At 43.2% G+C, this 11,740-nt stretch carries 9 protein-coding genes and 1 pseudogene; 2 read left to right on the forward strand and 8 right to left on the reverse strand.

Annotated features, from left to right (window positions below):
• Positions 1 to 91: 91 nt before the first annotated feature.
• Positions 92 to 1,567, reverse strand: coding sequence for a ketol-acid reductoisomerase (gene ilvC / locus FWE23_04065; protein MCL2844611.1), 1,476 nt, complete (start codon positions 1,565 to 1,567; stop codon positions 92 to 94).
• An 88-nt stretch (positions 1,568 to 1,655) separates the two neighbouring features.
• Positions 1,656 to 2,240: a dephospho-CoA kinase gene (coaE, locus tag FWE23_04070; GenBank protein ID MCL2844612.1), complete on the reverse strand. Its 585-nt coding sequence runs from the start codon at positions 2,238 to 2,240 to the stop codon at positions 1,656 to 1,658.
• A 136-nt stretch (positions 2,241 to 2,376) separates the two neighbouring features.
• Here coaE and FWE23_04075 point away from each other — a divergent pair, with 136 nt between their 5' ends.
• Positions 2,377 to 3,927: a transglycosylase SLT domain-containing protein gene (locus tag FWE23_04075; protein ID MCL2844613.1), complete on the forward strand. Its 1,551-nt coding sequence runs from the start codon at positions 2,377 to 2,379 to the stop codon at positions 3,925 to 3,927.
• Between the two features lie 53 nt (positions 3,928 to 3,980).
• On the opposite strand, the gene FWE23_04080 is transcribed toward FWE23_04075, so the two are convergent.
• The 4 genes from FWE23_04080 to FWE23_04095 all read right to left on the reverse strand — a co-directional run bounded on the left by FWE23_04080 (position 3,981) and on the right by FWE23_04095 (position 8,272).
• The gene (locus FWE23_04080; GenBank protein MCL2844614.1) at positions 3,981 to 5,492 is read right to left on the reverse strand and encodes a glycine hydroxymethyltransferase; all 1,512 of its coding nucleotides are present in this window, start codon (positions 5,490 to 5,492) and stop codon (positions 3,981 to 3,983) included.
• 109 nt (positions 5,493 to 5,601) lie between these two features.
• The gene (locus FWE23_04085; GenBank protein MCL2844615.1) at positions 5,602 to 6,495 is read right to left on the reverse strand and encodes a hypothetical protein; all 894 of its coding nucleotides are present in this window, start codon (positions 6,493 to 6,495) and stop codon (positions 5,602 to 5,604) included.
• Positions 6,496 to 6,507: 12 nt separating this feature from the next.
• On the reverse strand, positions 6,508 to 7,434 hold the full coding sequence (locus tag FWE23_04090) for a hypothetical protein (GenBank protein ID MCL2844616.1): 927 nt from the start codon (positions 7,432 to 7,434) through the stop codon (positions 6,508 to 6,510).
• Complete coding sequence (locus FWE23_04095; GenBank protein ID MCL2844617.1) at positions 7,424 to 8,272, reverse strand: hypothetical protein; 849 nt, start codon at positions 8,270 to 8,272, stop codon at positions 7,424 to 7,426. Before FWE23_04095 ends, FWE23_04090 begins: the two co-directional genes overlap by 11 nt.
• Before the next feature lie 111 nt (positions 8,273 to 8,383).
• Between FWE23_04095 and FWE23_04100 the strand changes: the two genes are divergently transcribed.
• Positions 8,384 to 9,442, forward strand: coding sequence for a M20/M25/M40 family metallo-hydrolase (locus tag FWE23_04100; protein MCL2844618.1), 1,059 nt, complete (start codon positions 8,384 to 8,386; stop codon positions 9,440 to 9,442).
• Between the two features lie 18 nt (positions 9,443 to 9,460).
• Here FWE23_04100 and FWE23_04105 read toward each other — a convergent pair.
• Positions 9,461 to 10,753: pseudogene (locus FWE23_04105) on the reverse strand (AAA family ATPase).
• An 84-nt stretch (positions 10,754 to 10,837) separates the two neighbouring features.
• On the reverse strand, positions 10,838 to 11,740 hold a 903-nt coding region (gene trpD, locus FWE23_04110), incomplete at its 5' end, for an anthranilate phosphoribosyltransferase (protein MCL2844619.1).

Raw genomic sequence — 11,740 nt, forward strand, 5'->3', positions numbered from 1 at the left:
TCGTGATACTTTCGTGAGTAAAAATACGTTATGCGCAAACAAAAAAGGACGTATTTCTACGCCCTTTTTTACTGATTTGTAATCAAAATACTTACACAATCGCCTTCATCGCCGTCATATAGCCGCGAAGTTCTTCACCTACGTGCTCTATAAGGTGGTTGCGAATGTGGTTGTTTACCTCAATCAACTCTTTGTTATCAACGCCGTTGTCAGTTCCGGCAATCGGTTTTCCGATAACGTCGGCGGGAAGTTTATCCACAAAATTTTTAAGAAGCGGAACTGCCGCGTGGCTGAACAAATAGTTGCCGTATTCGGCGGTGTCCGAAATTACAACGTTCATTTCGTAGAGTTTTTTGCGTGCAATCGTGTTTGCAATCAGCGGGGTCTCGTGAAGCGACTCGTAATATGCCGATTCTTCCAAAATTCCTGCGTTTACCATTGTTTCAAACGCCAATTCAACGCCTGCTTTTACCATCGCGACCATAAATACGCCGCAATCAAAATATTCTTGCTCTTTAATGCTGTCTTTTGCTTTGCCTGTTGATTTCTCAAATGCGGTCTGAGTTGTTTCTTCGCGCCATTTAAGCAGATTTTTGTCGCCTGCAGCCCAGTCTTCCATCATAATGCGAGAGAAATCGCCGTCAAGAATGTCGTCCATGTGCTTTTGGAAAAGCGGGGTCAATATTTCTTTAATGTCTTCGGAAAGTTCGAACGCGCGGATTTTTGCGGGGTTGTTCAATCTGTCCATCATATTGGTAATTCCGCCGTGTTTGAGCGCCTCGGTAATTGTTTCCCAGCCGTATTGAACAAGCGTTGAAGCGTAAGACGCGTCAATGCCGTTTTTAATCATTTTATCGTAAGCCAAAATTGAGCCTGTTTGCAACATTCCGCACAAAATTGTCTGCTCGCCCATAAGGTCGCTCTTTACTTCCGCGACAAACGAACTTTCCAAAACGCCCGCTCTGTCGCCGCCTGTGCCGCAACAATACGCTTTTGCGATTTCAAAACCGTCGCCGTTGGGGTCGTTTTCGGGGTGAACGGCAACAAGCGTTGGAACGCCGAAGCCGCGTTTATATTCTTCGCGAACTTCCGAACCGGGGCTTTTGGGCGCTACCATAATAACTGTAATATCTTTGCGAACCTGCATTCCTTCTTCAACAATGTTGAAACCGTGAGAATAAAGCAGTGTTGCGCCGTTTTTCATTAAAGGCATAACCGCGCTTACAACGGGTGTATGTTGTTTATCGGGCGTAAGGTTTGCCACCAAATCCGCAGTCGGAATAAGTTCTTCGTAAGTGCCGACCTTAAAGCCGTTATCGTTTGCGTTTTTGAAGCTCTGGCGCTTGCTTTCGATTGCTTCTTTACGCAATGCGTATGCAACCTCGAGCCCGCTGTCGCGTAAATTCAAACCTTGATTAAGTCCTTGCGCGCCGCAACCGACAATCACGATTTTTTTGCCTTTAAGTTTCTCAACTCCATTAAATTCGTTTGAATCCATAAATCTGCATTTTCCCAATTCCTGCACTTTTTTGCTGAACGGGATACAGTTAAAATAATTTTGTCCCACAATACACTCCTTATTGCTTTTTAGTTAATTTTCGCAAGGAAAATACGTTTCGCCGCAACGCAAAATAGGCAAACCGTAAAAGATTTGCCTATTTTAAAGAAATTTTGTCGATTTTGCCAAATAAGTCCTCAACAGTCGAGTTATTTTCGACTATTTTCCAGATATTGCCTTCGACAGGCTCAGGCAACGGGGACGGCATAAGTTGGATTTGTTTTTGAATACGGTTTTTGATTGTGCAGGCGTCAAGCCCTGTTCGTTTTTGCAATCTTTCCACTCTTTTTTCGATGTCGCTTTCTACCCAAATTGCAAATTTGCACTCACTTATCTGCGATAAAACAAGCGGCAAAAGCGGAGCGTCAATTATTGCCGCCTGCGTTGATTTGAGCAAATTTTTTATTTCGGGTATAATATAAGGAAAGGTTATCGAATTAAGTTTCTTTATATTTTCGACGTTTTCAAAAACTATGCTACCGAGTTTGCCAAAATTTATCGCCCCGTTTTCGACAACGTCAAAGCCATTGCCGACATCAGAAATCAGTCGAGTGTTTTCGAGCATAAGTTTTCGTGCGGCTTTGTCGGCGTCAATCAGAGAAATATGCGGATATTTTTTGCATAGATATTCCGCAACCGTACTTTTTCCGCTTCCTGTGTATCCCGAAACTCCGATAATCATTTTTGCGCCCTCCATTTTCAGTTAAAATATGTTTTCGGCGCTCACGAAAAACAAGAAAAAACACTAAATTTGCAGAAAAATCGCCTTTTGTTCGTTAAAATATATATTTTATCATTAAAATAACAGAGGAGAAAATATGCGAAACATACTTTTAGGCGTTTTGATTTTTGTCTTGTGGGTCTGGCTTTGGCTTGAACGACACGAAGCGACAAAGGACGAAGAGTATGATTTCGTAATGTCCGACCACGTTCATATTGACTTGGACAGCATCAAAAGCCGCGGGAGATTAGTTGCACTTACACGTTTCAATGCGAACAGTTTCTTCATTTACAGAGGACGACCTATGGGATATGAATATGAACTGTTGCGACTTTTCACTCGAGAAATCGGCGTTGAACTCGAAATGAGAATACCATCAACTCACGATTCGCTTTTTATATTGCTGGAACAAGGAGAAGGCGACTTAATTGCCGCTAATTTGCCTATAACCCGCGAAAAAAGCAGGCACATTCTGTTTTCGGAGCCGCACAACACAACACGGCAGGTTTTAATTCAGCGATTGCCCGACAACCACAGATTTATGAACGCAAGACAAATGCGGGAACATCTTATTTCTGACCCTATCGAGCTAATCGGAAGAACAATAACAGTCCAAGAAAACAGCGCCCATCACAGACGTTTGCAAAATTTGTCGGACGAAATAGGCGGTGAAATTTACTTGCACCTCTCCCCTCTCGAGCAAGAAGATTTAATTGGAATGGTAAGCCGCGGCGAAACAGAATTTACAGTAGCCGATGAAAACTTGGCTCTTTTGAACAGAGCTTATCACGGAAACATAGACGTTTCGGTTGCGGTAAGTTTTCCGCATCGGCTCGGTTGGGCATTTAGGCACAGCAGTCCCGAACTTAAAGAAGCGGTCGATAATTGGTTGGAAAATATCAGAAGAAGACCGATTTTCAATATAATATATAACAGATATTACAATAATCCGCAGATGTATGCAAGGCGACGCTCAAGCGACTTTTTTGTATTGCAAACAGGAGCGATTTCGCCATACGATTCGCTTTTTCAGGCAAACGAATTTCCGCCGCTTATGCCGTGGTCTCTGCTTGCGGCAATTGCGTATCAGGAGTCGCGTTTCAACAACGCCGCCGTATCTTGGATGGGCGCTCGCGGAATAATGCAACTTATGCCGGGCACTGCCAGAGATATGGGATTTCCGAATGTCGAAACGCTTACCCCCGCCCAAAACATACGCGCAGGAGCAATGTATTTGCAGTGGCTTTACAACCATTTTTGGCGCGATATGACAGACACCACAGAAATGATAAAATTTATGCTCGCCTCATACAATGCAGGACCGGGAAGCGTCAGAGACGCACAACGCCTTGCGAGGAGTTTAGGCTTAAATCCCAACGTTTGGGACGGCAATGTGGCAGAGGCAATACTGAAACTTTCCAATCCGCGATATTTTTATCGCCCATACATCAGGCACGGTTTTGTTAGAGGATACGAGCCTTTCAATTATGTTCGCGACATAATGGCGCGTTGGCGGATGTATGAGGAAGTACTGGAAGCTGTTGCAACAAGAAGAGCCGCCGCAGAAGGAGCAGTCGCAACTACCAACGAACCAAAAAATGCCGAAAACTACGGGGAAAACGAAGAAGACGATTACGATGAAGAATAAATAAAAAAAGGGCGAAAATATTTCGCCCTGATTATTTGAAACAAAAACATTTTTTACCCAAAATGCTTCTTCAAAAATTCCAAATCAAGTTCGGGATAAAGCACAAATTTACTCAAAAGCGTTTCCACTTTTTGTTTTGCGTCCGCCTTTACTTTTTCGTCAATTATGTATGTTATTTTGCTTGGTTTTCCTGCATTTGCGCCTTTATCTACAATGCCTGCCTTTGTGTTTTTGAGAATAAGCGAGAAAAGTTTTGCAATTTCTTTCATTTCACTTTCACCCATTCCGAGCGTTGAAACAGCTGCTGTTCCTGCGCGAAGTCCGCTTGTTATAAGCGCGTTTTCTTTGTCGAACGGAATTGAGTTTTTGTTGAGCGTTATTCCACATTCAAAAAGCGCGCCTGCCGCTTGACGTCCTGTTAGTCCGAATGATTTTTGCGCGTCAATCAAGAATAAATGGTTATCTGTTCCACCTGATACGATTTCCATTCCCTCTTCTTTGCACGCCTGCGCCAAAGCCGCCGAATTGGCGACAACTCCTTGCGCGTATTGCCTGAATTCCGGTTTTAACGCTTCGGTAAACGCTACCGCTTTTGCCGCCATAACGTGCGCGAGCGGTCCTCCTAAAACAAGCGGGCAACCCTTATCCATATATTCCGCAAATTCTTTTTTGCACATTACCATTCCGCCGCGAGGACCTCTGAGCGTTTTGTGAGTTGTAGTCGTTATAACGTCCGCCCATTTTACGGGGTCGTATTCGCCTGTAAACACTTTTCCTGCAACAAGTCCTGCAAAGTGCGCCATATCGACCATAAGCACCGCACCGACTTTATCGGCGATTTCGCGGAATTTTTTGAAGTTAATTTTTCGCGGATAAGCAGAATATCCCGCAAGCAAAATCAACGGCTTTATTTCCATAGCCTTTTTTTCGATGTCGTCGTAGTCCAAAAGTCCGTCTTTTTCGCTTACGCCGTAAGAATACGCGTCAAACATTCTTCCCGAAATATTTAAGCGATAACCGTGCGTAAGGTGTCCGCCAGCCGCCAAATCGAGACCTAAAAGTTTTTGATTGCCCAATTTTACGCGAATACTGTCCCAGTCTTCGTGCGACATTGCAAGAGGATTTTTAATTGGTAATTTTTCCGATTCGGGAACGACGATTTTCGCCTGCAAAATTCCCCAAAACGCCACCATATTAGCGTCCGCGCCGCTATGAGGCTGAACAAAAGCGTGCTCTGCGCCAAACAATTCTTTCGCTTTTTCGCAAGCAATATTTTCGATGGTGTCGATGTTGTCGCAGCCCTCGTAAAAACGCGAAAAAGGGAAACCCTCGGCGTATTTGTCGGTCAAAAGGTTGCCCATTGTAAGTTGCGTGGAAAGCGAACAGTAGTTTTCGCTTGCAATCAATTTAAGGCGCGTTCTTTGAAATTCCAATTCATTTACGGTCGCCTTTGCGATTTCGGGGCAAACCTGAGCTGTTTTTTCGAGGTTGGCGATATACGCAACCGCTCCCGCGTCCAAATTTTGTGCGCTTTCAGATGAAAGATACTCTTTGAGTGCGTTCATTTTTCGTCCTTTTTTTGAATTTTTTGGTTTTTATCGGGGTAAAAATACGTTATGCCACAGAGCAAAAGCGCACAAGATTTACCTTGTTGAAATTCCCCCGTCAAAGAATTCAAAAAATTCCTGCAATGCCGATATTCCATTTTGGAATTGAAGCAAAACCGAACTCACCGTAGTAGTCCATACCTCTGACCTCGCTGTCATAAAATCCGTAATGTGTTTTAAAGCTTATTGAAAGAAAAATAGGTTCGTGTCCTACAAGCAAAGCAATGCTCGGTCCTCCGAATGTGTATGCATCCGCAGTTATTCTCGGAGTATTTCTCAACGGTTTATTCTGACTAAATTCTTCTCGCCAAATTCCTAATTCAGCTCCGCCTTTTAGCCTGAATATTTTATTTTGAAGCCTAACGCTTGTGTAGCCCAAAAATGCACCGAACCCACCGGTTTCATCGCCAACATCAAAAATTCCGTGAGCTGTAAATCCGCGACGATGTATTCCGCCGATTTCCCAACTGAACTTTTTTGACCTCAGATTTTCAGTAAAGGCTTGGTAAGTCCATCTTCCTAAATCTGAACGATATTCAGAATAATATTCCGCATTAAGACGAGCCATCACATAGTTTGCACTGAAATAAAAGTAATTCCTTGAACTTTTACGCGTCGTTGTTTCAGTTCCTGCTAACGGTGTATCTATCGAAATATTTGCAATTTCCGGCAATCTGCCGATAACTACGTGGCGCGCCGAAAATCCTGTTATCGTTATAATAAGCGAATCGCCGAATTCCTCGTAAAAAAAGTCTGTTTCAACCAAAATATCGGTCGGATTTTTAAGCGCGGCAAACATTGCTCTTTGTTGCAAAATTTCTTTTTCGCTCACAAGTCCTCTTGCGCGCCCCATAACTTTTACGGTATCTACCTGCAATTCGGCAAATATTCGTTGGGACAACTCAGCAGAAAAAACTGAAATTGTCATTACTGAAATCAGCAAAAAAAGTTTTTTTAACATAAAACACCTCCTCTATCTTTTTACCGCAGAAAATCTCGGCGGAGCGTAAGTTATTCCTGCTTTAATATTATAAGCACTATACATATCGAAGTTTCTTTGAGGAAGCCCCAACACCAATCTCGTTGCAACTTCAAACCAAAATCTTCCTCTCGGAACGGGTCTCAAAAGAAATTTCACAAAAGGACCGCCTCCAAAAACCATTTCTCGTTCGCGAATATAGTAATAATTCGACCCATTATGCTGTATGAGACTGTCTGTCTCTTTCAAGTTTAATCTGCTGTAAGCACCTAAATTAACGCCTAACACAACATTTAAAATATCACTTGTTCCTACGCGTGAGCCGAAAGAAAATGCACCACTATAAAAAATCGGATTATTTTCATCTAAAACTTGTCGATCTAAATAAGCATATTCGTCCCCATCGCCTCTGCCTATGCCAAAGTCAATGCCGAAAAACCTATTTTTGACAAAATATCCCAATTGAAAATTTCCGCCGATTGACGACCAAGGAATGGAGGTTTGCGCTTTAAGCGAAATATACATTCCCGACAGAGGTTCTCTCGCCTCTTGTTGCAAAACCGCCAAATTTTCATTCGACGTCGGAACAACAGCAGAAATCGCTGAAATTTCATAAATTGGCAGAGCGACTACATTAGTGTATCTTGCAGGAAACCCCGTTACCATCACAAAAAGCGAGTCGCCGTCCTCTTCGTAGAAAAAGTTTCTTTCAATCAAAATGTCGGCAGGATTTTCGAGCGCAGAAGCTATTGCTTTTTCTTGTAAAATTTCTTTTTCTGTTATCAGTCCTCTTGCGCGCCCTATAACTTTTACGCTGTCCTTTTGCAATTCTGCCGATACAAAAGAAATGCTTTCGGCAAATGCGGAATATGTGCAAAACACAATTAATACGAAGAAAAACAAAGAAAATTCAACGCGCATAAACTACCCCTGCTTCCATAATAAACGCCCCGTATCCCATCCCGAAAACCGCTCTGTTTGAAACTTCAAATTTAAGATTGCCCGAACCGAAAATAAATTTTGCAAACGGTCCCTGCGCCATAACCCATTCTCTTGAGCGACGACGAGTATCGATCCAATCGTTCGATTTGTTGCCGCTTTCTATTACGTCATCTTCAAACTTTGTAAAAGCGCCGATGCTTGCGCCCAAAACCGCCTGAAAATAATCGTTGGGTTTTATTCGACCGCCGAAAGACAAACCACCGCTCATAAAATAGTAGTCGTCTAAATTTATTATAGTATCATTACTCCAACTATTTCTTTCAGCGCCCTTACCAATACTGAAATCAAATCCCCAGAATGTTCTGTTTTGGAAATATCCTATTTGCAAATTTCCGCCCATCGACGACCAAGGAATTGCGGTTTGCGCTTTAATCGATGCGTAAATTCCCGAGCCAAAATCTCTTGCAATTTTGGGCGCTTCAACTTTTGTTTCGACGGGTTTTACTGCATTTACTTCCGCAGGCAAAATCACCGCTTCGGCTATTCCCGTTTTTGCAACAACATATCGCGCCTGAAGTCCAGTCACCGTCACCAAGATTGAGTCGCCGTCTTGCTCAAGGAAAAAATTGGGCTCAAGCAAAATATCCGCATTGCCTCTTGCATTTGCAACTGCTTGTCTCTGCAAATTATTTTTGTCTTCAGCAAGTCCCCTCGCTGTTCCCATTACTCTTCTTTCGCTAACTTCCAAGTTTACGCCGCTTGCAAAAACGCTTGTCCATACGGCAAATATCAATAAAAACATACTTTTTTTTAACATAAATCTCCTTATCTTACTTTATTGTTGTGGAAAAATAATATTTTGTTGGTTGAAGAAAAATAATATTTGCCACAAAACACAAACGCGAAATTCGCAAAAACGGAGAATAAAATGCTTGATATTTCAAAAAGCTTAGCCGATTTAACTGCCGATTTGATTGCAATAAACTCGGTAATCGGAAACGAAAAAGAAATTGCCGACGTGCTTGGCGATACCTTGAAAAAAAACGGACTTACTGTAGAACGAGTAGTAAATTCAGTGGTGGCGCGCCTCAATTCAGGCAAAGATAAAACTATCGCACTCGTCGGACATTTGGACACAGTGCCGCCAAGCCATCCAACCCAAACGCAAGCAAAAATCGAAAACGGCAACGTTATAGGACTTGGCTCCTGCGATATGAAATGCGGAATTGCCTGTGCGCTAAAAATTTTACACGACGTTAAAAAAGGCGCTATAAATCCGTCTTATAATATAGTTTTTGTATTTTATGACGGCGAAGAAGGACCGCAACCAAACGGAATTACGCGGCTTTTGGCGGAAAACAAATTACAAAATATTGATTTTGCATACATTTTGGAGCCGACTTGCTCAAAATATTCGGTTGGCTGCTTGGGAGCAATGAATGTAAAATTAGAAATTCCGGGGATTTCTGCGCATTCGGCAAATCCGAAAGAGGGAAAAAACGCGTTAAGCGAGGCAGCAAAAATCATACAAAAAGTGGAAGAACTCGACAAAGAATTAAACAAAATTCAAGAAATTAACGGTTTGCCGTTTTACGAAACAATAAACATAACACAACTTACCACCGAAAACGCCTCAAACATAATTCCACCGAAAGCAAATATGACAATAAATTTCCGATTTTCGCCAAATCGAACGCCCGACAGCGCAAAAGAAGCAGTACTTTCAATAATAGACAAAAGTTGGATAAAAAAAATTGACTGCGCAGATGCCTGCTTTGTTCCCGACGTTCAAACGGACGCTTTTTTGAAGGGCTTAGCCGAAAAAGAAATTATGCAAGCGTGGACAGACATTGCACAACTCAGTGCGGCAGGAATTCCCGCGATAAATTTCGGCGCAAGCGACATAAAACTCGCCCACAAACCTGAGGAATACGTAAATATCGCCGATTTAGAAAAGTTTTATGAATTATTGAAGAGACATATCTGATTGCGGGGTTATGTCTCGTTTCAATTTTATAGTTCCCTCGTATCCTTGGTCGCTTGGCTCGTAGAATTTTTTTCCTTGCAGATTGTCTGGTAAGTATTGTTGCTTAACCCAATGGTCGCGATAAGCGTGCGGGTACAGATAACCTTTGCCGTGTCCGAAATCTTGACTGTCGCGGCTTGCGTCTCGCAGGTGATTGGGAATGTCGTCCGCTTTGTCTTCGACTTCTACCGCACGGAGTGCGTCAAAAAATCCCATTGTGCTGTTGCTTTTGGGCGCAGTGGCAAGATACAAACACGCTTGAGACAACGGGTATCTTCCTTCGGGCATTCCTATGTAGTCGTAAGAATTGGCGCAACTCATAACAACCGAGAGAGCGTGCGGGTCGGCAAGTCCTATGTCCTCGCTTGCAAAAATTATCATTCGACGGAAAATAAAGCGCGGGTCTTCGCCTGCATAAACCATTTTGGCAAGCCAAAAGAGCGCCGCATCAGGATCACTTCCGCGCATTGATTTTATAAACGCCGAAATTATATCGTAATGCGCGTCGCCGTCTTTGTCGTATAACACTGCGCGTTTTTGAATACTTTCTTCGGCAATTTCTCTGGTAATGCATATTTCGCCGTTGTCGTCTTCGGCGGTGGTTTCTACGGCTAATTCTATAGCATTCAGCACCGAGCGAGCATCGCCGTTTGCCGAATTACACAAATGCGCAATCGCTCCGTTTTCAAGTTTTATTTTTTTGTTGCCGAAGCCGCGCACAGGGTCGTTTATCGCCATAAAAAGAATATCGCGCAAATCATCGTCGTTGAGTGGCGTGAGTTGGAAAATTCTTGAACGCGAAACAAGCGCCTTATTGACCTCAAAATACGGATTTTCAGTAGTTGCGCCTATTAAAATTAAAACACCGCTTTCCACGTGCGGAAGCAGTGCATCTTGTTGCGCTTTGTTAAAACGGTGAACTTCATCGACAAACAAAATTGTTCGTCTGCCGTGAAACTTAAACTCCTTTTGCGCTTCTTCTATGCTTTGCACAATTTCGGCTTTTCCTGCCAAAACAGCGTTTATTGTAAGAAAAAAAGACTTTGTCGTATTTGCGATAATTCGGGCAAGCGTGGTTTTTCCGACACCGGGCGGTCCGTAAAAAATTAAAGACGACAGACGGTCAGCTTCGATTGCTCGGCGCAAAAGTCGTCCTTCGCCCAAAATATCCTTTTGTCCGACATATTCGCTCAAAACCCTTGGGCGCATTCTGTCCGCAAGCGGCGAGCGAGTTTTTAGAAGATGTTGCGTCGATGACTCGAATAAATCCATCCGTTTTTGCTCCTGTTTTTATGCAAATATAATATTTGGCGCAGAAAAAAGGCAAAGCTCGAAAAGTTTGCCTTTAATTTTGCTTCAATATTTCCTCAACTTCTCCAACACCGCCCGTGCTTTCCCCGAAACAAGCGCCTCTCTTGCCTCGTCAACCGCTTGGCGCAAGTCATTTTTTTCGTTTATTGTATTTATCGCCGCGGCGGCGTTTACGAGAACTACGTCGGTTTGCTCCACCGTTCCCCTATTCTCCAAAATGTCCACAAATTGCTTCAATTTTTCTTCGGGGGTGGTTGCCGCTACAAGTCTGCGCGGCGAAATTCTGTTAAAACCTATTGCTTCGGGCTCTATTAAATCCGATGTATCGCGAGTAATTAAGTGAAAATCCGCCGTCAGTGAAATTTCGTCGAATACGTCGCTTGAATGAACTATGGTTAAATATTCTCTTTCGGGCGACAATATCTGATGATACAACTCCGCAACCCTCAACGAATAAACGCCCACAAACTGAAATTTCGGCTGAACGGGATTTACGATAGGTCCAATCATATTAAAGAAATTCTGTATGCCCAAATCTTTGCGGATTGGCGCAATGTTTTTCATAAATCCGTAGTAAAACGGCGAATGAAGATAGCAAAATTTAGTCTCTTCGAGTTGGCGCTTGAGAATATCTTCGTCGTCGGTCATTTTATAGCCCAAAGCCGTCATAATATCCGAACTCCCGAAACTTCCCGAAGCGCTCCCCGCCCCGTGTTTTATGACGGGATAGCCCGCCCCCGCAACTATCAGCGACGACAATGTTGAAATATTGAAAGTATCCTTTCGGTCGCCGCCCGTTCCACAACAATCTATGGCGTGTTGCGTGCCCAAATTCGGCTTTTTCCCTAATTCCAAAAACGCGGAGCGAAACCCTTTGAGTTCGCCTGCGGTTATTCTTCGCATTTCAAAAATTGTCAAGAACGACGCCACCTGCGCCGCAGGAAAACT

The sequence above is a fragment of the Chitinivibrionia bacterium genome (assembly GCA_009779925.1).
Lineage (GTDB): Bacteria > Fibrobacterota > Chitinivibrionia > Chitinivibrionales > Chitinivibrionaceae > WRFX01.

What these genes read in the sequence shown, in the direction of transcription:
- FWE23_04095 (MCL2844617.1), bottom strand. Translation starts at nt 8,272, where the DNA reads ATGTTAAAAAAAAGTATGTTTTTATTGATATTTGCCGTATGGACAAGC.
- FWE23_04080 (MCL2844614.1), bottom strand. Translation starts at nt 5,492, where the DNA reads ATGAACGCACTCAAAGAGTATCTTTCATCTGAAAGCGCACAAAATTTG.
- FWE23_04085 (MCL2844615.1), bottom strand. Translation starts at nt 6,495, where the DNA reads ATGTTAAAAAAACTTTTTTTGCTGATTTCAGTAATGACAATTTCAGTT.
- FWE23_04090 (MCL2844616.1), bottom strand. Translation starts at nt 7,434, where the DNA reads ATGCGCGTTGAATTTTCTTTGTTTTTCTTCGTATTAATTGTGTTTTGC.
- coaE (MCL2844612.1), bottom strand. Translation starts at nt 2,240, where the DNA reads ATGATTATCGGAGTTTCGGGATACACAGGAAGCGGAAAAAGTACGGTT.
- FWE23_04100 (MCL2844618.1), top strand. Translation starts at nt 8,384, where the DNA reads ATGCTTGATATTTCAAAAAGCTTAGCCGATTTAACTGCCGATTTGATT.
- FWE23_04075 (MCL2844613.1), top strand. Translation starts at nt 2,377, where the DNA reads ATGCGAAACATACTTTTAGGCGTTTTGATTTTTGTCTTGTGGGTCTGG.